The following is a 20,519-nucleotide window of genomic DNA, read 5'->3' on the forward strand; positions in this document are numbered from 1 at the left end:
ACGGCATCCGTCTAGCGTGGCTCCATGAAGCGGACGGCGGTCCTGGGCGCGGTGGTGTCCCTGGTCGTCCTCGGGGGATGTACGTCGGACGCCCAGCCGGTCCCGAGGCCCGACGAGCAGCTGCCGATGCCGACCCAGCCGCCGCCGTGGGTCACCGAGACGCTCCCGGCCGAGCCGACCACCCGCCCGATGGTGCTCGCGACCAACGTCCGGCGACCGCCCTTGTCGTTGCCGAAGGCCGTCGCCGAGTGGGTGATCCAGGGCCGGGTCGACAACTGGGACCAGCTCGGCCAGCCGTCCGCGCCGTTGACCGTCGTCGACCGCTCGGACGGTCTCGCCCGGCTGCCGATGAACTCGATCGCCGTCGGGGTGGCCGACGCGATGGTGCCGGCGGTCCGGGTCGTCTCCGTCGACGACGTCAACCCGTTGCTCCGTCCGGACGACTACCCGATCCAGACCCAGGGCCTTGCGCACCCGCCGATCACGACGCTCACCGTCGTGGGCGACATCATGCTCGGCCGCGAGGTCGGCGACCGAGGTGCGGACCTCGGCGACCCGTCGTACGCACTCCGGCCGATGGCCCAGCGGCTCGCGAGCGCCGACATCACGGTCGGCAACCTCGAGAGCACGGTGTCCGCGGACGGGACGCCCACCCAGGGCGGCGATTCCTTCCACGCGGACCCCCTGGTGCGGGCCGGGCTCCGCGACGCCGGCTTCGACGCGGTCGGGCTCGCCAACAACCACCTCGGTGACTACGGCGACCGCGCGCTGGTGCAGACGGTGAGTCGGCTCCGCAGCCACGGGCTCGCGACGTTCGGCGGCGGTCGCGACCTGGCGCAGGCGAGCGAGCCGGTGGTCGTGACCCGCCACGGCGTCCGCTTCGGGTTCCTCGGCTTCAACGCGATCGGCGAGACGCCCGAGGCGGGCCGGGGACAGCCGGGTGCGCTGTCGGTCAGCATGCCGCCGCGCACGGGGCCGCTCGACACCGCCGAGCTCGACCGGGTGCTCGACGACGTACGCCGCCTCGCCGGTCGTGTCGACGTGGTGACGGTGGTGGTGCACTGGGGCACGCAGTACACCCACCGGCCCGAGCCGGTCCAAGGACGGGTCGCGCGGGCGCTGGTGGGCGCGGGCGCCGACCTCGTCGTCGGTGGTCATCCGCACTGGGTGCAGGGCGCGTCGATGATCGGCGACGCACTGCTGGTCAACTCGCTCGGCAACTTCGTCTTCGACATGGACACGCCGGAGACCAACGAGGGCGTGGTGCTGGAGGCGACGTTCTGGGGCGACCGGCTGGTGGCGACCGACTTCGTGCCCTACCGGATCGGCATCGATCGGGCGCCGCGACCGGTGCCGTGGTCACGGGCGTCGAGCATCCTCGATCCCTTCTGGGAGTTCAGCGACCTCGGAGCCAGCTCGTGAGGACGCGGCCCACCCGACCGAGCTGATCGGGTCGGACGACTGAGGGCACGTCCCCGGCCGAGTGGTAGCCGGCGTACGGCGTGCTGCCGACCCGAGCCGCGTCGAAGCCGGCGTCGGCGAACGACTCGTGGTCGCTCGCCGCGTCGGTCTCGGTGCGGAAGGGGACGTCGAGGTGCCGCGCCGTCCGCTCGAGCTGGTCGCGGACCCGCTCGGACCTGCCCTCGACCGAGGACAGGGGCACCCGGCCGCCCACACCGACCCGGTCCATCGCCACCATCGCGACCAGGTTGCTGCGCTCGGCGTCGGTCATCTCGTCGACGTAGAACCGCGAGCCGAAGTGGTGCAGGTCGTCGCCGGTCCCGCGTGGCTCCTCGCCGCCGAAGGCCACGAGCACGACCGGCAGGGGAGTGGCGCCGAGGGTGCGGGCGAGCTCGAGCAGCACGGCGACCCCCGACGCGTTGTCCTCCGCGCCCGGGGCCACGGCGACCGTGTCGAGGTGCGCACCGACCAGGACGTACGGCGACGCCGGGTCGAACCCGGGCGGGGTCGCGATCACGTTAAAGGAGCGGCCCGCCGCGACCGGCACGCCCCACGAGTCGCCCGCGGGCACCGGGAACGACTGGCGGCGGGTCTCGTAGCCCGCGCGTGCGAGCTGCTCGTCGACGTACGCCGCGGCCTCGCGGAACGAGGGACCGGTCGCGAGCCGTGGGCCGATGTCGCCCGCGAGGTGCCGGACGGTCCGCATCGCGACGGCCTGGTCGAAGTGGAGGACGGGATCCGGTGCCGGGGTCGGGATCGGCGACGTCGACGGCGTCGTCGACGGGGTGGCCGGCGGTGGTGGGACGTCCGGGTCGGGCTCGTCGGTGCAGCCGGTGATGCTCAGCGCGAGGCCCGTGCCGAGGACCGCGAGCGCCGTACGCATGGTCCGACCGTACTTGGCTTATACCCCTGGGGGGTATATGTTCGGGGCATGGACGCGACCTGGAAGACCGCCATCACGGCGACCCGGCACTGCCTGACGGGCTGTGCGATCGGCGAGGTGCTGGGCATGGTGCTCGCCACGTGGTGGGGCTGGCACAACCTGGGCAGTGTCTCGCTGTCGATCGTGCTGGCCTTCTTCTTCGGCTACCTGCTGACCTTCACCGGTGCGCGCCGAGGTGGTCTGGACGCGCGGGCGGCCGTCCGCGTGGCGCTCGCGGCCGACACGGTCTCGATCTTGGTGATGGAGATCGTCGACAACGGGTTCATGCTCGCGGTGCCGGGAGCGCTCGGCGCGACGCTGGCGGACTGGCTCTTCTGGGTGTCGCTGGTGGCCGGGTTGGCGGTGGCTTTCGTCGTGACCGTTCCGGTCAACCACTGGATGATCGGACGTGGCCGGGGTCACGCCGTGGTCCACCAAATGCACGAAGGTCACCACCACCCCTGAGCGGAGTCCTACGATTCGCACATGCGTCTGCGTGGATCCCTGGCGGTTGCCGCCTTCCCCCTCCTTCTCGTCGTGGCGGCCTGCGCGCCCCAGTCGGACGGCTCCACGGCAGCCGATCCGTCGGCGACGCCGACCGCGGGTCAGTGCGACACGGACAACCTCAACCTGCTCACCGCCGGCCAGCTGACCATCGGCACCGACTCCCCGGCGTACGAGCCGTGGTTCGTCGACAACGACCCGACGAACGGCAAGGGCTTCGAGTCAGCAGTCGCCTACGCGGTCGCCGACCAGCTCGGCTTCTCCACCGACCAGGTGACCTGGGTGAAGGTGCCGTTCAACAACTCCTACGCCCCGGGTCCGAAGAAGTTCGACTTCGACATCAACCAGATCTCGATCACCCCGGCGCGGGCGAAGGTCGTCGACTTCTCCGACGGCTACTACTCCGCCGCGCAGGCCGTGATCACCCTGAAGAAGGACGGCGCGACGCCGACCTCCCTCGCCGAGCTCAAGGACCTCAAGCTCGGCGCACAGACGGGCACCACCAGCCTGACCGCGATCCGGGACCAGATCCAGCCGTCCCAGGAGCCGCTGGTCTTCCCGAACACCAACATCGCGAAGCAGGCGCTGCTCAACGGCCAGGTCGACGCGATCGTCGCGGACCTGCCGACGGCCTTCTACATCACCGCGGTCGAGATCCCGGGCAGCACGATCGCCGGCCAGTTCGCGTCGACCGGTGAGCCCGAGGAGTTCGGGATGCTCTTCCAGAAGGGCAACCCCCTCGTCGCGTGCGTCAACGAGGCGCTCGCGGCCCTGAAGAGCGACGGCACGCTCGACTCGATCGAGAAGCAGTGGCTCTCCGACACGGTCGATGTCCCCGTCCTCCAGTGACCGCGGGGTGAGCTGGACCCCCAGCGACCGCGAGCTCGAGAGAGCCCGCGCGCGCCGGTCCATCCACCAGCGCGGGGTCGTGCTCTCCACGGTGGTCACGGTGGTCGTGCTCGCCGCCCTCGTCGTCGGCGTGACCAGCGCGCCCGGCTGGGACCGGTTCCGCGAGTTCTTCCTGTCGTGGCCGGACGCCAAGGCGGCGTTCCCGGACATCGCCAAGGGCTTCTGGATCAACGTCAAGATGTTCCTGATCGCCGAGCCGCTCATCCTGCTGCTCGGAGGGCTGGTCGCGATCACCCGCGGCAGCGTCTCTCCGTGGCTGACGCCGGCCCGCTTCCTGGCGGTCATCTACACCGACCTCTTCCGCGGGGTGCCGACGATCCTGGTCGTCTACGTCCTCGCGCTGGGCATCCCCACGCTGCAGCTGCAGGGCATGACGACCAGCCTCTTCTGGCTCGGCACCATCGCGCTGGTGCTCTCCTACGGCGCGTACGTCGCCGAGGTGATCCGGTCCGGCATCGAGTCGATCCACCCGTCGCAGGTCGCCAGCGCCGAGGCGCTCGGGCTCAGCCGGACGCAGACGATGCGCTTCGTGGTGCTGCCCCAGGGTGTGCGCCGCGTCGTACCTCCCCTGCTCAACGACTTCGTCTCGCTCCAGAAGGACACCGCGCTGGTCGGCACCGTCGCCGTGTTCGAGTCGCTCTACGTCGCCGCCGACTACGGCAACTACAACTTCAACTTCACGCCGTTCCTGGTGACCGCGGCCTTCTTCGTGGCCCTGACGGTGCCGCTGGCGCGGATCACGGACTGGCTCGGCCGACGGGCGATGGAACGGGAGCGTGGATCGCGATGAGCGCGCTGCTCGAGGTCTCGAACCTCCGCAAGTCGTACGGCGACAAGCTGGTGCTCGACGACGTCTCGCTCACCGTGCAGCAGCACGACGTGATCTGCCTGATCGGGTCCTCCGGCTCGGGCAAGTCCACGCTGCTGCGCTGCCTCAACCTGCTCGAGGACATCGACGACGGTGTGATCGCTTTCAACGGCGGGGAGATCTCCGACCCGCGGATCGACGCGCGCGACGTGCGCAAGCAGATCGGCATGGTCTTCCAGGCCTACAACCTCTTCCCGCACCTGTCCGTGCTCGACAACTGCACGCTCGCGCCTCGTCGCGTGCACGGCGTACGACGTCCGGAGGCCGAGGCTCGCGCGCTCGAGCTGCTCGAGCGGTTCGGGCTGGCCGACCAGGCGACCAAGCACCCCGACAAGCTGTCCGGTGGTCAGCAGCAGCGTGCCGCCCTGGTGCGTGCGCTCTGCACCAACCCGACGCTTCTCCTGCTCGACGAGATCACCGCCGCCCTCGACCCCGAGCTGGTCGGCGACGTGCTGTCGATCGTGCGCTCGGAGGCCGAGGCGGGGATGACCATGGTGATCGCCACCCACGAGATGGGCTTCGCCCGCGAGGTCGCCTCCTCGGTCTGCTTCCTCGACAACGGCCGGATCCTCGAGCAGGGCGCGCCCGACCAGATCTTCACCGCGCCTCGCGAGGAGCGGACCCGGGAGTTCCTCCGCCGCGTCCTCTGAGCGGCGGGTGCTCCGGGCAGCGGGTGCTCCGGGCAGTGGGTGCTCCGGACAGCGGTGCTCCGGGGCAGCGGGTGCTCCGGGCAGCGGTGAGCAGGCAACCGTTCTCGCAGCGGATTCGTGCAGAAACGGTTGCTAGCTCACCGCCGACCGGGGCGCCTGGCGGCGGATCCGATCACGGCGTGACCCGACGGCGACCGATACCGACCTGAACAGCAGCTCCCACTGCGTGGCGAAGCTCGGCGGTGGCCCGTCGTACCCGCCCCTGAGAAGCGTCCGGTAGACCTCGCCGACCAGGATCTTCGGCTGGGCGATGCGCTCCTTCGTCACCTGCACGTACTGCTGGTCGGCGGCGCGGAACAACGCGTACCGGTCGAGGTCCTTCGCGTACTGCTGACGGTCCTCCTGATGGTGGCTGCCCTCGTACTCGACCACGGTTCGCCAGGCGCGGTAGACGAGGTCGCCGATGAGGGTGACGTCCTCGCCGACCGGGACTTCGGCATTGACCTCCGGCGTCGTCAGCCCGGCGAAGGTGAGGATGGGTCGGAGCTCGCTCTCCATCAACGACCGCGATCCTCCGTCGAGGTGATCGAGGATCCAGATCGCCTCGTCCGCGCCGTGCCGCCACAGGGCTGACAGGGCCAGCGCGCGGATCTCGTCGACGTCCGTGTGGCCGCGACGCAGCAGCCAGTCGCCGACCTTGATCGCGTCGATGACCCGAGCGTGCGCGCAGTAGGAGAGGTACGCCGCAGCGACTGTCACACCGACCTCGTCTGTCGGGGGTAGGCGCTTGGTGCGGTGGAGGAAGACGTCGTCGAGGTCGAGATGCAGATCCCCCTGGACGACGAAGCGGATCGGGCGTCGCGGTCCGAAGTCGAGACCGAGCTGTCGCAAGCGGGTGATCCCCGTGAGGTGAGCGTCGTCCGGCAGGGCGAGCCGAGCGGCGGTGATCCAGTCGTCCTCGGTCATGTCGTGGTCGGCGACGCGCCACACGCCCTGGTGGATGCGAACGAACCGCCTCCCTTGGAGCATGCGGGAGCTCACCCCCGCTCGTGCTGCATCGGCGCGGGTGAAGGGACCGGTGTGGAGCCGCGGAGGGATGGCACGCATGGCGGAAGTGGACGTCGATCCACGTCGCCCGCGCGGCCGCGCGTGGCGTCGCTGTGGACAGGCGTGCGTCGGACGATTCCTGTGGAACGTGACCGGGTCGTTGGGCAGCGGTGAGCAGGCAACCGTTTTCGGGCGAGAAGACGGTCCAAATGGTTGCTAGCTCACCGCCGCCCGGATTCCACCGCTGGAACCCCGACCAACGATGACAGCGGTTCTGTCATGATCGGCCGCATGAGCATCGAGCTGGGTCAGGGCACCGGTCCGCTGAGGGGTGTCAAGGTCGTCGAGATCGCGGGGATCGGGCCGGGCCCGCACGCCTGCATGATCCTGGCGGATCTCGGGGCCGACATCATCCGGGTGGAGCGTCCCGGCGGCCAGGCTCTGGCCGGCGGCGCGACGATGCTGCTCAACCGCGGCCGGCCGAGCGTGGCGATGAACCTCAAGGACCCCGAGGCGGTGGCGACCGTCCTCGAGCTCGTGAAGACGGCCGACGTGGTCATCGAGGGCATGCGTCCCGGCGTGACCGAGCGCCTCGGCCTGGGCCCGGAGGACTGCCTGGCGGTCAACCCCCGGGTCGTCTACGGCCGGATGACCGGCTGGGGCCAGACCGGTCCGCTCGCGCAAGCGGCCGGGCACGACATGAACTACATCGCGATCACCGGCGCGCTGCAGATGATGGGCCAGGACAAGAGCCGCCCGCACTTCCCGAGCAACCTGGTCGGTGACTTCGGCGGCGGCTCGACCTACCTCGTCATCGGCATCCTCGCCGCCCTACTCGAGGCCAAGCTCAGCGGCCAGGGACAGGTGATCGACGCCGCGATCGTGGACGGTACGGCGCACCTCAACGCGATGACCGCGGCCTTCCTCGCCTCCGGCGGCTACACCGAGGAGCGCGGGGTCAACCTGCTCGACGGCGGCGTGCCGTTCTACGACATCTACGAGACGTCCGACGGCAAGCACATGAGCGTCGGAGCCCTGGAGCCGCAGTTCTTCGACGCGCTCGTGACCATCCTCGGTGTCAAGGAGACCTGCCCGGGGCAGGGCGAGCCGCAGCGGTACGACGAGATGCGGTCGGTCTTCACGGACACCTTCCGGTCCCGGACGCAGGCCGAGTGGATCGAAGTCTTCGAGGGCACCGACGCCTGCGTCGCCGGGATCATCCCGATCACCGAGGCGTTCGAGCACCCGCACCTCAAGGCCCGCGGGACCTTCGTCGAGAAGGACGGGATGACCCAACCGGTGCCGGCCCCCCGCTTCTCGCGCACCGAGCCGACCCTGACCCTGCCCCCGAGCAAGGTCGCCGGCGAGCACACCCGCGACGCACTGACCGCGTGGGGGATCGCCGACGTCGACGGCCTGATCGACCGCGGGGTCGCCGTCCAGGCCTGAGATGAAGCCCTTCCTCTTCCTCGGCACCCGCGCCGAGGACGCCGCCGCCGACAGCGAGTACGCCGCCGTCCTGCGCGGCTCGGGACTCACCGAGGACGACGTACGCCGGGTCCGCCTCGAGCGCGACCCGCTGGGGCCGGTCGACCTCGCCGACTGGTCCGGCGTGATCCTCGGCGGAGGGCCGTTCAACGTGAGCGACCCGGAGGACGCCAAGAGCCCCGCCCAGAAGCGCGCCGAGAGCGAGCTGCGCGACCTCGCCGAGCGCGCGGTCGCGGCCGACTTCCCGTTCCTCGGCGCCTGCTACGGCATCGGCGTGCTCGGCACCCTGCGCGGCGGCGTCGTGGACGGCACGTACGCCGAGCCGATCTCCTCGCGCGAGATCACCCTCACCGACGCCGGCGCGGCCGACCCCCTGCTCGGCGAGATGCCGCGCAGGTTCACCGCGTTCCTCGGGCACAAGGAGGCGGTCAGCCGGCTGCCGGAGGGCGCGGTCCTGCTCGCGTCGAGCGCCGACTGCCCCGTCCACGCCTTCCGGATCGGCAGCAACGTCTACGCCACCCAGTTCCACCCCGAGCTCGACATCGAGGGCCTCTGCCTGCGGATCGAGACCTACCGCGGCTACGGCTACTTCGAGGCGCACGAGGCCGACGGCCTGCTCGCCATGGCCCGGTCGAGCCACGTCGAGCACCCGACCCGCCTGCTGGCCCGGTTCGTGGATCTCTACCGTAATTGACAGATATTCAGTAAGGTCGGGTCATGACCTCCGAGCACGTCGACGTCCTCATCGTCGGAGCCGGCCTGTCCGGCATCGGCGCCGCCTGCCAGCTGCGTGAGCGCCACCCGGGTCGGACCGTCGCCGTGCTGGAGAGCCGCGAGGTCAGCGGCGGCACCTGGGACCTGTTCCGCTACCCCGGCATCCGCTCGGACTCCGACATGTACACCTTCGGCTACCACTGGCGCCCGTGGCGCAACGAGCGCGCGCTCGCCGACGGCGACGCCATCCTCGACTACCTCCGCGAGGTCGCGGGTGAGTACGGCGTCGACAAGCTGATCCGCTACCGGCACCGGGTCGTGGGCGCGAGCTGGGACTCCGACGCCGCGGTCTGGACCGTGCGCGCCGAGACGCCCGACGGCGAGATCACGCTGACCGCGAGCTTCCTCTGGAACTGCGGCGGCTACTACGACTACGACGCCGGCTACACGCCGGAGTTCCCGGGCCTCGACGACTACCAGGGGCAGGTCGTCCACCCGCAGCAGTGGCCCGAGGACCTCGACTACGCAGGCAAGAAGGTCGTCGTGATCGGGTCGGGTGCGACCGCGGTGACCCTGGTGCCGGCGATGGTCGCGGGCGGTGCCGGGCACGTGACGATGCTCCAGCGCTCCCCGACGTACGTCATCTCGATCCCCGGCCGGGACCCGCTGGCCGCCCGGTTGGCACGCCTGCCCGAGAAGGTGCGGTTCCCGATCCTGCGGTGGAAGAACATCCTGGTGTCGGTCGGGATCTACCAGCTCAGCCGCAAGAAGCCCGACGCCCTGCGCAGCTTCATCCGGAAGAACACCGTGAAGCAGCTGCCGCCCGAGGTCGACGTCGACGTGCACTTCAAGCCGACCTACGACCCGTGGGACCAGCGCCTGTGCCTGGTGCCCGACGGCGACCTCTTCCGGGCCTTCCGCAAGGGGAGCGCGTCGATCGTCACCGACACCATCGAGACCTTCACGGAGAAGGGCATCCGGCTGACGTCGGGCCAGGAGCTCGAGGCCGACGTCATCGTGACCGCGACCGGGCTCAAGCTGCTGGCGCTCAACGCGCCGCTGGAGGTCGACGGCAAGCCGGTCGACCTGCCGGAGACGATGGCCTACAAGGCGATGATGCTGAGCGGCATCCCCAACTTCGCCTTCACCATCGGCTACACCAACGCGTCCTGGACGCTCAAGGCCGACCTGGTCTCGGACTACGTGTGCCGACTGCTCGACCACCTCGACGAGCACGGGCTGCGATCCGCGACCCCGCGGCCGGACCCGACCGTCCGCGAGCGACCGCTGATGGACTTCTCGGCGGGCTACGTCCTGCGCGCCCTCGACGAGCTGCCCAAGCAGGGCGATCGGGCGCCCTGGCAGCTCAAGCAGAACTACCTCACCGACGTCCGCAAGATCCGCCGTGACCCGATCGACGACGGCGTCCTGACGTTTGCGTGACCTCCGGATCGGTCACCGTCTCCCCAGGACTACAGAGGAGGCAGACATGGGTCTGAAGGACAAGGCAGAGAACAAGGTCGAGAACCTCAAGGGACAGGGCAAGGAGTCGGCGGGCAAGGCCACCGGCAACGAGCGCCTCGAGGCCGAGGGCAAGGGCGACCAGGCGTCGTCGAAGGTCAAGGACGCGGGCGAGAAGGTCAAGGACGCCGCATCGGACCTCAAGGACGGCCTGACCAAGTAGTACCGAGCGTCACACTCCGCCGATGCGGGTCTGACGGGCTGCTGCGTCTACAGTTGTCGAAGCAGCCCGTTCAGTCTTGCCTCGGGCTTCGGCGGATCCCTCGCAGGATCGCGCCCCTCCTATCGGAGGCACATGCTTCTCCGCTCCCGCTGACAGCGGGTTCAGCTTGGCGAGACACGCCAACAGTGAGTGATTTTCTCTTGTCTAACGCAGTGTCTGCTGCGGGCTTCGCCGATCTCGGCGTCCCCGCCTCCCTTGTCGCCGTCCTCACGGACCTCGGCATCTCCACCCCGACCCCGATCCAGGCCGCCACGCTGCCCGACTCCCTCGCGGGTCGCGACGTGCTCGGCCGTGGCCGCACCGGCTCCGGCAAGACGTACGCGTTCCTGCTGCCGCTGGTCGCCCGCCTCACCGCCTCCGGCAAGCAGCCGCAGTCGCGCAAGCCGCGCGCGCTGATCATGGCCCCGACGCGCGAGCTCGTGAACCAGATCAACGACGCCCTCAAGCCGCTGGCGAACACCGCCGGCCTGAGCACCCAGACCATCTTCGGTGGTGTCGGCCAGAACCCGCAGGTCCAGGGCCTGCGCAAGGGCATCGACATCGTCCTCGCCTGCCCCGGCCGGCTCGAGGACCTGATGGGCCAGGGTCACGTCGACCTGAGCCAGGTCGAGGTCACCATCCTCGACGAGGCCGACCACATGGCCGACCTGGGCTTCCTGCCCGGCGTCCGCCGGATCATGGACACGACGCCGAAGAACGGCCAGCGGCTGCTCTTCTCCGCCACCCTCGACAAGGCGATCGACGTCCTGGTCAAGCGGTTCCTCACGGACCCGAAGACCCACGAGGCCGACTCGGCCCAGTCGCCGGTCGCGAAGATGGACCACCACGTGCTGCACGTCGGCCGTGAGCACCGCGTCTCGGTGCTCGTCGACCTGACCAGCGCGCCCGGTCGCACCGTCGTCTTCACGCGCACCAAGCACGGCGCCAAGGCGCTGACCCGCCAGCTCAACAAGAGCGGTGTCCCCACCGTCGAGTTGCACGGCAACCTCAGCCAGAACGCCCGCACGCGCAACATGGACGCCTTCCACTCGGGCAAGGCCAGCACCCTGGTCGCCACCGACATCGCGGCGCGGGGCATCCACGTCGACGACGTCGCGCTGGTGGTCCACGCGGACCCGCCCATGGAGCACAAGGCCTACCTGCACCGCTCGGGCCGTACGGCGCGCGCCGGTGCCGCCGGCACCGTCGTCACCCTGATGACCGACGAGCAGGTCCGCGACGTGCGCGACCTGACCCGGGCCGCAGGCATCAAGCCGACGATGACCAAGATCAGCGGCGGCGCCCACCCGGTCCTCGCCCAGCTCGCCCCCGGCGAGCGGGTGCTCGTCCCGGGCGGCATGGGCATCGAGCCGGAGACCCCCATCCGCCAGGCCCGCCCCGCGGGTTCCGGCGGTGGCGGCGGCCGCAACCGATCGCGCGGCAGTCGCAGCGGCTCGGGCTCCAAGTCCGGTGGCGCTGCCAAGTCCGGTGGCGCCCCGAAGTCGGGCGCTGCCCCGAAGTCCGGCGGCAACCGGTCGCGTCGAGGCGCGGGTTCGGGCTCCGGCTCGGCCTCGTCGTCGGGTGGTTCCCGGCACAGTGCTGCGTCGTTCAGCTCCGGTCGACGCTGAGCTTCTCCCTCACGCGCCGTACAGTCGGCGCGTGAGGGATCGCCGGGGGGCTGCGCTGCTGGTGTTCCTCGTTGCCGGAACCGTCCTCCTGGGCGTCTCGTTCCGCATCGAGCCCGGCAGCCCGTGGTTCTACCCGTCTGCGCTCGCTCTCGCCGCCGTCTGGGCGGTCGGCGCCTTCGCCAGTGGCCCCGTGCCGCTCGGCGATCGTGGCGTCCTGCTGCCCGTGGCGGTCGGAGCCGTCCTTGCCGGGGTGTTCGTGCTCGGCGCATTGATCGTGCGCGAGCTCCCGGTCCTGGACAGCCAGATCTCCGCCGTCACGGCGTACGCCGACCGCGGCTCAGGACCGCTCGTCATGCTCGTCACGCTCCTGACCGGCGCCGGCGAGGAGCTGTTCTTCCGCGGCGCCGTCTACGCGAGGCTCCCGCGGCACCCGGTCGTCGCGACCACGGCGGTCTACGGGGTCGTGACCATCGCGACCGGCAACGTCGCGCTCGTCGCCGCGGCGCTGGTCCTGGGTCTCGTGGTCGCGCTGGTGCGCCACCGGTCGGGTGGCGTGCTCGCACCCGCGATCACGCACGTGACCTGGTCGCTGGTCATGCTCCTGGTGCTGCCGCAGATCTTCTAGGGTCCTAGTCCTCGGCGATCGCGCGGCGGACGGCCTCGGCGTACGTCAGCGGCTCGCCGGGGATCAGGCCGCGGATCGCGTGGTCGGTCACGATCACCTCGGTGCCCATCGACTCGATCAGGTTGCGCCCGGTCGTGGTGTCGACGTCGGTGACGAACGAGATCCAGTGGGCCGACAGGCCGGGCGTCAGCACCGGGACCGTGACGACGGGGACCCGCCGACCGTTGATCACCTCGGCGGCCTCCTGGAGCATGTCCACGTAGCTGAGCTGGTCCGGTCCGCCGATCTCGAAGACCCGGTCGAAGGCCTCCTCGAGGCCGACCACGCCTGACAGGTAGCGCACCACGTCGTCGACCGCGATCGGCTGGGTCTTGGTCGCTGCCCACTTCGGCACGACCATCGCCGGCAGGTTCTTGATCAGCTGCCGGGTCATCTCCCACGAGATGCCGCCGGCGCCCACGACGATCGCGGCGCGCAGCACCGTTACCGGCACCCCGGACTCACCGAGCAGTCGCTCCACCTCGCGACGCGAGCGCAGGTGCGGCGACAGGTCGTCGCCGTCCTTGCCGAGCCCGCCCAGGTAGACGATCTGCCGGGTGCCGCTGGCTGCCGCAGCGAGCCCGAAGGCCTGGGCCGCCTCGGCGTCCTTGTCCTCGAAGTCGTTGTCGTCGAGCGAGTGCACGAGGTAGATCGCGACGTCGACGCCGTCCAGCGGCGCTGCCAGCGACCCCGGGTCGGAGACGTCGCCCGCGACCGGCTCACCGGGTCCGTCGTACGTCTCGGGGTGGCGAGTCATGGCCACGACCTCGTGACCCTGCTCGATCAGCTCGGGGACCAACCGGCTTCCGACGAATCCGGTCGCTCCGGTGACGAGCACGCGCACGCTTCCCCCTTTTTGTGCGACCCGATGGTCGCCCTGTTGTGCCTAGCGTGGCCTGCATGACCCGGTCGAGTCGAGTGCTGCTCACCGTGTCCGCCCTGGTGGTCGGACTCCTGATGTCGCCTGTGCCCGATTCGTACGCCGACTACGCGTCGGACTGCGCGAGTCCGACCCGGACTCTGTCCGGCGGCGGCAGCGGACCGATCTCCCTGGCCGCGGGCGACACGCTGCTGCTGACCGGTGGTGACTTCACGGGCGGGACGAACTCGTTCCCCGCCGGAGCGACGTTGTGCGTCTCCAGCTCGGCGACCTGGAGCCCGGCCTACGTCAACAATGCAGCGGGTGCGCTTCGGGTGGCGGCCGGCGGCGAGGTCACGCTGTCGGGCGTCGCGGTGGCGACCGGGTTCTCGCTCGACAACGAGGGCACGTTCACCGCGTCCAACCTGAACATCAACGGGGCGGCGACGTTCCACAACGCGCAGGGTGCCCAGCTGGTCCTGGAGGGCTCCTTCTCCCCGGGCGCGGGGTCGATCGTCAACGACGGTCGGATGCGGATCAAGGGCAGCGCCAACCTCAACACCTCGGTGACCCTGGAGAACGCCAGGGTTCTGAAGGTCGACGGGACGCTCACGGTGAACGGCGGCTTCCACAACTCCGGCATCGCCCGGGTGGACGGCGGGCTGACCGTCAACGGCTCGGGCGCCCTGGTCAACGACTGCGGGCTCGCGGTGGGCGGGGACCTGGCCAACAACGGCCCGGGATCGAGCAGTCAGGGGCTGACCCTGGTCCGAGGCCGCTTCTCCAACAACGGAGCGTGGGACCAGACCTCGACCGGCTACCTGCGGGCCGACGCGCTCACCAACGACGGGACCGTGACCGGCTTCGGCGGCTACCGGTTCGCCGGCTCCACGGCCACCCAGGGCACGTTCGTCGGCGACTCCGCCGGGACCCCGATCGTCGTCCAGGACGACACCCCGCCCGCGCCGCCCAAGATCTTCGACACCCAGTCCGGCACCGTGACCAACGTCGTGGCGGGCACCCTGCCGATCTTCGACCCGGGCCGCTACCCGGCGCCCGGCTGCAGCACCACGCCACCGCCCGTCGACCCGGCTGCCGACGTCGAGGCGTCGAAGTCGGCTCCGGCCGATGCCGCGGCCGGTGACCAGGTCACGTTCACCATCGCGGTCGTCAACCACGGCACCGCCACCGCGCAGGACGTCGAGGTGACCGACGCCCTGCCCGGCAACCTGGTCGGACCGATCACGGCCAGCAACGGCGGCGTCGTCGCGGCCGGCAGCGTCATCTGGGAGCTCGGTGATCTCGCCGACGGCGAGACGCGGACCCTCACCGTGACCGGCACGGCACCCGCGAGCGGCACCCTGGTCAACACGGTGTCCTCCACGTCGTCCACCGTCGACCCCGACCCCACCAACAACGACGGCACCGCCGAGGCAGCCACCTCGACGACCGTCGTGCAGCCCCCGCCGCCCACCAACGACCCGCCGGTCGCGCCGGACATCGACCGGACCACGCCGGCAGGGACGCCCACCGGTGGGATCATCGTCGCCACGGACCCCAACGCAGGCCAGCGGCTGCGCTACTCGATCGCCACGCAGCCCAGCAACGGTCGCGCCCTCGTCCTGGCCAACGGGGTGGCCGTCTACCTCCCGGCGGCCGGCTTCGTGGGCGTCGACACCTTCGACTACAGGGTCTGCGACAACGGCACACCGTCGCTCTGCACGACCGCGACGATCAGGGTGACGGTCACGCCGACGGCGCGGCCCGACACCGCGGTCACGGACCAGGACGTGCCGGTCTCGATCCCGGTCCTCGCCAACGACTCCCCCGGAGCACCGGTGACCACCACGTCGAACGGGCCCAGCCACGGCAGTGTCGTCGTGGAGGCGAACGGCTCGATCACCTACACGCCCGACGCGGGGTACGTCGGTGACGACGCGTTCGACTACACGATCTGCTCACCGACAGCACCGACGGTCTGCGCGACCACGTCGGTGACGGTCACGGTGCTCCCGGTCAACCACCCGCCGGTGCTCCCGGACGTCGCGCTCAGCACCCGCACCGACCACGCGGTCAGGGGGCGGCTGGCCGGCACGGACCCGGACGGTGACGCCCTCACCTACGCCCGCGCCACCGAGCCGCGCAACGGCACGGCGGTCGTCGGTGCGGGTGGCAAGGTCGTCTACACCCCGAAGCGCGGGTACGCCGGCCACGACTCGTTCCGGGTCACGGTCTGCGACGACGGTGACCCCGTGCTCTGCGCGACCGGTCGGGTCACCGTCGACGTGCGCCCGGTCGCCCGGGACAACCGTGCGACCACGAGCGAGGACACGCCGGTGCGCATCTACGTCCGGCAGAACGACGACGGGCGACCGGTGACGTCGACCCTGCGTCGCGCCCCCCGGCACGGATCGGTCGCCAAGCGTGGCCACACCTACGTCTACCGCCCGGACTCCGGGTACGCCGGCCGCGACACGTTCCGCTACCGGGTCTGCACGGTCGGTCCCGACAAGCTCTGCGACAGCGCGCTGGTGCTCGTAACGGTGGCTGCGGCCGGCCCTGACGACGGAGGCGGCGGTGGCACCGGAGGAGGTGGCACCGGTGGTGGCGGTGGTGGGCTGCCGTCCTGACCGTCAGCGGGTGCGGCGCTCGATGACCTCACGCCGGGTCTCGTCCATCGCGGCCTCGTAGGCCGCGACCAGGCTGGCGATCGAGAGCGGCTTGAGCCGCTCGACGACCTCGCGGAGCTTGTCCGGTGAGGCGCCGGACTCCTTGTAGACCGGCCACACCATGGTGCGGAAGAGCTCGTTGAGCTCCTTGGCCAGCTGCCGCCCGTGCTCGGCGTACACGTCGGCCGCAGCGATCGCGGCCTCGGTCGGAAAGCCGAGGTCGAGCAGGCCGAGGCCGACCGAGAGCTGCGAGACCGCGACCTCGTAGCGGCCCCGCTTGGTGCGGAAGACGATGCCGAGGACGGCGAGCGTGGTCAGCTCGTCGTCGGTCAGGTCGCGCCCGGTGCGCTTGATGAGCTCGGCTCGCGACATCTCGACGGGAAGGTCAGCCTGCCACGGCGCGAGCATGGTGCGGTGGAGCGCGATGTCCTCGGGGGTCGCGCCGGCCGGGATGCCGGCGACGTACCGCTCGATCGCGGAGAGCGTGAACCCGTGGGCCTGCAGCTCCTGGACCAGCTCGAGCCGGGCGATGTGGTCGGCGCTGTAGTAGCCCGACCGACCGCGTCGGATCGGCGGGGGGACCAGGCCCTTGGTCGTGTAGAAGCGGATGTTGCGCACGCTCATCCCGACCCGGTTGGTCAGCTCGTCGAGGGTCAGCAGCCCCCGCGGCGACTCGACTGTCTCGTCCATGACCCTCCTCACATCCGACCCGTCCTTGACCTTGACAGTAATAGTGTCACAATCGAGAACAGGTTTCCCATCACGGAGTAGGACGGTCATGGCAGAAGCATTCGTGTACGACCACATTCGTACGCCGCGCGGCAGGGGCAAGGCGGTCGGCTCGCTGCACGAGGTCAAGCCTGTCGACCTCGTCGTCGGCCTGCTCGACGAGATCAAGGATCGCAACCCCGGCCTCGACCCCGCGCGTGTCGACGACGTCGTGCTCGGCGTCGTCTCGCCGGTCGGTGAGCAGGGTGGCGACATCGCGAAGACCGCTGCTCTCAAGGCCGGCTACCCCGACACCGTCGCCGGCGTCCAGCTCAACCGCTTCTGCGCGTCCGGCCTCGAGGCCGTCAACCAGGCAGCGTCCCGCGTCCGCGGTGGCTTCGAGGACCTGATCCTCGCCGGCGGCGTCGAGTCGATGAGCCGGGTGGCGATGGGCTCCGACGGCGGCGCCTGGGCGCAGGACCCGGCCACCGCACTGACCACCGGCTTCGTGCCGCAGGGCATCGGCGCCGACCTGATCGCGACGATCGAGGGCTGGAGCCGCGACGACGTCGACGCCTACGCCGCCGAGTCGCACCACCGCGCCGCCAAGGCCTGGGCCAACGGCTACTTCGCCAACGCGATCGTGCCGGTGCGCGACCTCAACGGCCTGACCGTGCTCGACCACGACGAGACGATCCGTCCGGACACGAGCCCCGAGGGCCTGGCCGGCCTGAAGCCGAGCTTCGCCCAGCCCGGTCGGGACGCCGGCTTCGACGACGTCGCGCTCGAGAAGTACCACTGGGTCGAGCGGATCAACCACGTCCACCACGCCGGCAACTCCTCCGGCATCGTCGACGGCGCGGCCCTGATGGCGATCGGCAGCGAGGAGGTCGGCACCGAGCTCGGCCTGACCCCGCGCGCCCGGATCATCGCGACCGCCGTGTCCGGCGCCGACCCGACGATCATGCTCACCGGTCCCGCACCGGCGGCCCGCAAGGCGCTCGCCAAGGCCGGCCTCGAGGTGGGCGACATCGACCTCTTCGAGATCAACGAGGCCTTCGCCGCGGTCGCCATGCGCTTCATGCGCGACCTGGACATCAGCCACGAGATCACCAACGTCAACGGCGGCGCGATCGCGATGGGCCACCCGCTCGGTGCGACCGGCGCGATGATCCTCGGCACCCTGATCGACGAGCTCCAGCGCCGCGACCAGCGCCGCGGCCTCGCCACGCTCTGCGTCGGCGGCGGCATGGGTATTGCCACGATCGTCGAGCTGGTCTGAGCGGCGAAAGCCGCCAGACCAACTCGACGAGTTCGGGCAATACGTCGGTGGTCGAGTAGCCCCCGCGACTGAGGAACGAAGTCGCGGACCCTGGGCGTACCGAGACCCATCGCCCCTTCCAGGACATCAACTCCAGACATCAGGTGGTTTCGAGACAGGCGCAGAGCGCCTTCCTCAACCCCCGGGACATCCAGACAGGAAGCTAGATGAGCACCAGCACCGAGCAGCAGACCGCGGTCCGCTACGACCGCGACGCCGACGGCATCGTCACCCTGACCCTCGACGACCCGACCGCCAGCGCCAACACGATGAACGAGCTCTACCTCGAGTCGATGGCCGCCGCCGTCCAGCGGCTGTACGACGAGCAGGACGACGTGACGGGTGTCGTGGTCGCCAGCGCGAAGAAGACCTTCTTCGCCGGCGGCAACCTGAAGAACATGGTCCAGGCGACCAAGGAGGACGCCGCTGACGTCTTCGCGATGGGCGAGGCCGTCAAGGCCGGGCTCCGCAAGCTCGAGAAGTTCCCGAAGCCGGTCGTGGCCGCCATCAACGGTGCGGCCCTCGGCGGTGGCTTCGAGATCTGCCTGGCCTGCAACCACCGGATCGTGGTCGACGACCGCTCGGTGAAGATCGGCCTGCCCGAGTCGACCCTCGGCCTGCTCCCCGGCGGCGGCGGCGTCACCCGGATCGTCCGGCTCCTCGGGCTGCAGTCCGGCCTGATGGACGTGCTGCTGACCGGCACCCAGTTCTCCCCCGACCAGGCGCTCGAGAAGGGTCTGGTCGACGAGCTGGTCGCCACCCGCGACGAGCTGGTCCCGGCGGCGAAGGCCTGGATCAAGGCCAACCCCGACGAGAGCGCGAACCCCTGGGACAAGCCCGGCTACAAGATGCCCGGTGGCTCCCCGAAGTCGCCGGCGCTCGCCGGCTTCCTGCCGGTCTTCCCGGCGCTGCTGCGCAAGCAGACCAAGGGCGCGGTCTACGAGGCACCCCGCGCGATCCTGTCCGCTGCCGTCGAGGGTGCGTCGCTCGACTTCGACACCGCCTCGCGGATCGAGTCGCGCTACCTGACGAAGCTGATCGTCAACCAGGCCTCGAAGAACATGATCCAGGCGTTCTTCTTCGACCTGCAGGCGATCAACGCCGGCAAGCTGCGCCCGCAGGGCATCGAGCCCTACAAGGCCACGAAGGTCGGCGTCCTCGGCGCCGGCATGATGGGCGCCGGCATCGCCTACTCCTGTGCCCGCGCGGGCATGGAGGTCGTGCTCAAGGACGTCAGCGCCGAGGGCGCCGCCAAGGGCAAGTCCTACTCCGAGGGCCTGCTGGACAAGGCGATCGCCCGCGGCAAGAGCACCGAGGAGAAGAAGGCCGAGCTGCTCGGCCGGATCACGGCCACGGCCGACCCGGCCGACCTGGCCGGCTGCGACCTCGTGATCGAGGCCGTCTTCGAGGACCCGTCGCTCAAGCAGCAGGTCTTCGCCGAGATCGCGCCGTACGTCAACGACGACGCGCTGCTCTGCTCCAACACCTCGACGCTGCCGATCACCGAGCTGGCAACGGGCATCGACCGCCCGGCTGACTTCATCGGCCTGCACTTCTTCTCGCCCGTCGACAAGATGCCGCTGGTCGAGATCATCAAGGGCAAGGAGACGTCCGACGTCGCGCTGGCCAAGGCGTACGACGTGGTGCAGCAGATCCGCAAGACGCCGATCGTCGTCAACGACAGCCGGGGTTTCTACACCTCGCGCGTCATCGGCACGATGGTCAACGAGGGTCTCGCGATGCTCGCCGAGGGCATCCACCCGGTCAGCATCGAGCGGGCCGCGACGCAGGACGGCTACCCGGTCGGCCCGCTGCAGCTCAGCGACGAGCTGAACATGGAGCTGATGGCCAAGATCGGCAAGGCGAGCAAGGACGCCGTCGAGCGCGACGGTGGCACCTACACGCCGCACCCGGGCGAGGCGGTCGTCGCGAAGATGATCGAGCTCGGTCGTCCGTCGCGTCTCAAGGGCGCGGGCTTCTACGACTACGAGGACGGCAAGCGCACCGGCATCTGGCCGGGTCTCGCCACCGAGTTCCCCGTGGCCGCCGAGCCGCTGCCCTTCGAGGACATCAAGGACCGGCTGCTCTTCGTCGAGGCGCTCGAGACCGCGAAGTGCTTCGAGGAGGGCGTGATCGAGTCGTCGGCCGCGGCCAACATCGGCTCGATCATGGGCATCGGCTTCCCGGCGATGACCGGCGGTGCCGCCCAGTTCATGCACGGCTACCAGAACGCTGCGGGCCAGGTCGGACTCGGCGCGTTCGTGGCCCGGGCCGACGAGCTGGCCGCGAAGTACGGCGAGCGGTTCAACGCCACGCAGTACCTGCGTGACCTCGCCGCCGAAGGCGGTTCGTTCCCCGCCTGACGACCCGCCTAGGGTCTCCCG

Annotated in this window: 18 protein-coding genes; 14 read left to right on the forward strand and 4 right to left on the reverse strand. The window is 70.3% G+C overall.

What is annotated here, in order from left to right; translation table 11 throughout:
- Positions 1-24: 24 nt before the first annotated feature.
- The gene (locus tag ABLE68_RS09145) at positions 25-1,422 is read left to right on the forward strand and encodes a CapA family protein (RefSeq protein ID WP_348871006.1); all 1,398 of its coding nucleotides are present in this window, start codon (positions 25-27) and stop codon (positions 1,420-1,422) included.
- Here ABLE68_RS09145 and ABLE68_RS09150 read toward each other — a convergent pair.
- Positions 1,397-2,344, reverse strand: coding sequence for a M28 family metallopeptidase (locus tag ABLE68_RS09150; RefSeq protein WP_348871007.1), 948 nt, complete (start codon positions 2,342-2,344; stop codon positions 1,397-1,399). The genes ABLE68_RS09145 and ABLE68_RS09150 overlap by 26 nt on opposite strands.
- A gap of 48 nt (positions 2,345-2,392) precedes the next feature.
- On the opposite strand from ABLE68_RS09150, the gene ABLE68_RS09155 reads away from it, so the two are divergent.
- Genes ABLE68_RS09155 through ABLE68_RS09170 form a run of 4 tightly spaced genes read left to right on the forward strand, consistent with a single transcriptional unit; the run spans position 2,393 to position 5,314 of the window.
- Positions 2,393-2,848 (forward strand): DUF4396 domain-containing protein, encoded by a 456-nt coding sequence (locus ABLE68_RS09155; protein WP_348871008.1) that lies wholly within the window; start codon positions 2,393-2,395, stop codon positions 2,846-2,848.
- Positions 2,849-2,869: 21 nt separating this feature from the next.
- Positions 2,870-3,736, forward strand: coding sequence for an ABC transporter substrate-binding protein (locus ABLE68_RS09160; RefSeq protein ID WP_348871009.1), 867 nt, complete (start codon positions 2,870-2,872; stop codon positions 3,734-3,736).
- A gap of 7 nt (positions 3,737-3,743) precedes the next feature.
- Positions 3,744-4,586 carry an amino acid ABC transporter permease gene (locus tag ABLE68_RS09165; RefSeq protein ID WP_348871010.1) on the forward strand — a complete coding sequence of 281 codons (843 nt, stop codon included), beginning with the start codon at positions 3,744-3,746 and terminating at the stop codon, positions 4,584-4,586.
- Complete coding sequence (locus ABLE68_RS09170; RefSeq protein ID WP_348871011.1) at positions 4,583-5,314, forward strand: amino acid ABC transporter ATP-binding protein; 732 nt, start codon at positions 4,583-4,585, stop codon at positions 5,312-5,314. The genes ABLE68_RS09165 and ABLE68_RS09170 overlap by 4 nt, the downstream gene beginning before the upstream one ends.
- Before the next feature lie 132 nt (positions 5,315-5,446).
- Here the strand turns inward: ABLE68_RS09170 and ABLE68_RS09175 are convergent, their stop codons facing one another.
- On the reverse strand, positions 5,447-6,421 hold the full coding sequence (locus ABLE68_RS09175) for a hypothetical protein (RefSeq protein WP_348871012.1): 975 nt from the start codon (positions 6,419-6,421) through the stop codon (positions 5,447-5,449).
- Positions 6,422-6,652: 231 nt separating this feature from the next.
- Between ABLE68_RS09175 and ABLE68_RS09180 the strand changes: the two genes are divergently transcribed.
- The 6 genes from ABLE68_RS09180 to ABLE68_RS09205 all read left to right on the forward strand — a co-directional run bounded on the left by ABLE68_RS09180 (position 6,653) and on the right by ABLE68_RS09205 (position 12,539).
- Entirely contained in the window at positions 6,653-7,810 is a 1,158-nt protein-coding gene (locus ABLE68_RS09180) for a CaiB/BaiF CoA transferase family protein (protein WP_348871013.1), read from the forward strand.
- A 1-nt stretch (position 7,811) separates the two neighbouring features.
- Positions 7,812-8,543 carry a glutamine amidotransferase gene (locus tag ABLE68_RS09185; protein ID WP_348871014.1) on the forward strand — a complete coding sequence of 244 codons (732 nt, stop codon included), beginning with the start codon at positions 7,812-7,814 and terminating at the stop codon, positions 8,541-8,543.
- Positions 8,544-8,566: 23 nt separating this feature from the next.
- On the forward strand, positions 8,567-10,006 hold the full coding sequence (locus tag ABLE68_RS09190; RefSeq protein ID WP_348871015.1) for a flavin-containing monooxygenase: 1,440 nt from the start codon (positions 8,567-8,569) through the stop codon (positions 10,004-10,006).
- Positions 10,007-10,052: 46 nt separating this feature from the next.
- Complete coding sequence (locus ABLE68_RS09195) at positions 10,053-10,247, forward strand: CsbD family protein (protein ID WP_348871016.1); 195 nt, start codon at positions 10,053-10,055, stop codon at positions 10,245-10,247.
- A gap of 212 nt (positions 10,248-10,459) precedes the next feature.
- Positions 10,460-11,914: a DEAD/DEAH box helicase gene (locus tag ABLE68_RS09200; RefSeq protein ID WP_348871017.1), complete on the forward strand. Its 1,455-nt coding sequence runs from the start codon at positions 10,460-10,462 to the stop codon at positions 11,912-11,914.
- A 31-nt stretch (positions 11,915-11,945) separates the two neighbouring features.
- The gene (locus ABLE68_RS09205; RefSeq protein WP_348871018.1) at positions 11,946-12,539 is read left to right on the forward strand and encodes a CPBP family glutamic-type intramembrane protease; all 594 of its coding nucleotides are present in this window, start codon (positions 11,946-11,948) and stop codon (positions 12,537-12,539) included.
- 4 nt (positions 12,540-12,543) lie between these two features.
- On the opposite strand, the gene ABLE68_RS09210 is transcribed toward ABLE68_RS09205, so the two are convergent.
- Positions 12,544-13,422 carry an NAD(P)H-binding protein gene (locus tag ABLE68_RS09210; RefSeq protein ID WP_348871019.1) on the reverse strand — a complete coding sequence of 293 codons (879 nt, stop codon included), beginning with the start codon at positions 13,420-13,422 and terminating at the stop codon, positions 12,544-12,546.
- Positions 13,423-13,478: 56 nt separating this feature from the next.
- Between ABLE68_RS09210 and ABLE68_RS09215 the strand changes: the two genes are divergently transcribed.
- Positions 13,479-16,067, forward strand: a complete 2,589-nt coding sequence (locus ABLE68_RS09215) for an Ig-like domain-containing protein (protein WP_348871020.1) — start codon at positions 13,479-13,481, stop codon at positions 16,065-16,067.
- A gap of 3 nt (positions 16,068-16,070) precedes the next feature.
- On the opposite strand, the gene ABLE68_RS09220 is transcribed toward ABLE68_RS09215, so the two are convergent.
- Positions 16,071-16,796 (reverse strand): MerR family transcriptional regulator, encoded by a 726-nt coding sequence (locus ABLE68_RS09220; protein ID WP_348871021.1) that lies wholly within the window; start codon positions 16,794-16,796, stop codon positions 16,071-16,073.
- 88 nt (positions 16,797-16,884) lie between these two features.
- Here ABLE68_RS09220 and ABLE68_RS09225 point away from each other — a divergent pair, with 88 nt between their 5' ends.
- Complete coding sequence (locus ABLE68_RS09225; protein ID WP_348871022.1) at positions 16,885-18,096, forward strand: acetyl-CoA C-acetyltransferase; 1,212 nt, start codon at positions 16,885-16,887, stop codon at positions 18,094-18,096.
- 206 nt (positions 18,097-18,302) lie between these two features.
- Positions 18,303-20,498, forward strand: coding sequence for a 3-hydroxyacyl-CoA dehydrogenase NAD-binding domain-containing protein (locus tag ABLE68_RS09230; protein WP_348871023.1), 2,196 nt, complete (start codon positions 18,303-18,305; stop codon positions 20,496-20,498).
- Positions 20,499-20,519: the final 21 nt, after the last annotated feature.

The sequence above is a fragment of the Nocardioides pollutisoli genome (assembly GCF_040045055.1).
In the GTDB taxonomy this organism is placed as follows: Bacteria; Actinomycetota; Actinomycetes; order Propionibacteriales; family Nocardioidaceae; genus Nocardioides; species Nocardioides tweenelious.

Bases quoted from the DNA above. Each gene is read 5' to 3' on its own strand.
- ABLE68_RS09145 (WP_348871006.1), top strand. From the start codon at position 25: ATGAAGCGGACGGCGGTCCTGGGCGCGGTGGTGTCCCTGGTCGTCCTC.
- ABLE68_RS09150 (WP_348871007.1), bottom strand. From the start codon at position 2,344: ATGCGTACGGCGCTCGCGGTCCTCGGCACGGGCCTCGCGCTGAGCATC.
- ABLE68_RS09155 (WP_348871008.1), top strand. From the start codon at position 2,393: ATGGACGCGACCTGGAAGACCGCCATCACGGCGACCCGGCACTGCCTG.
- ABLE68_RS09160 (WP_348871009.1), top strand. From the start codon at position 2,870: ATGCGTCTGCGTGGATCCCTGGCGGTTGCCGCCTTCCCCCTCCTTCTC.
- ABLE68_RS09170 (WP_348871011.1), top strand. From the start codon at position 4,583: ATGAGCGCGCTGCTCGAGGTCTCGAACCTCCGCAAGTCGTACGGCGAC.
- ABLE68_RS09175 (WP_348871012.1), bottom strand. From the start codon at position 6,421: ATGCGTGCCATCCCTCCGCGGCTCCACACCGGTCCCTTCACCCGCGCC.
- ABLE68_RS09180 (WP_348871013.1), top strand. From the start codon at position 6,653: ATGAGCATCGAGCTGGGTCAGGGCACCGGTCCGCTGAGGGGTGTCAAG.
- ABLE68_RS09185 (WP_348871014.1), top strand. From the start codon at position 7,812: ATGAAGCCCTTCCTCTTCCTCGGCACCCGCGCCGAGGACGCCGCCGCC.
- ABLE68_RS09190 (WP_348871015.1), top strand. From the start codon at position 8,567: ATGACCTCCGAGCACGTCGACGTCCTCATCGTCGGAGCCGGCCTGTCC.
- ABLE68_RS09195 (WP_348871016.1), top strand. From the start codon at position 10,053: ATGGGTCTGAAGGACAAGGCAGAGAACAAGGTCGAGAACCTCAAGGGA.
- ABLE68_RS09215 (WP_348871020.1), top strand. From the start codon at position 13,479: ATGACCCGGTCGAGTCGAGTGCTGCTCACCGTGTCCGCCCTGGTGGTC.
- ABLE68_RS09220 (WP_348871021.1), bottom strand. From the start codon at position 16,796: ATGGACGAGACAGTCGAGTCGCCGCGGGGGCTGCTGACCCTCGACGAG.
- ABLE68_RS09225 (WP_348871022.1), top strand. From the start codon at position 16,885: ATGGCAGAAGCATTCGTGTACGACCACATTCGTACGCCGCGCGGCAGG.
- ABLE68_RS09230 (WP_348871023.1), top strand. From the start codon at position 18,303: ATGAGCACCAGCACCGAGCAGCAGACCGCGGTCCGCTACGACCGCGAC.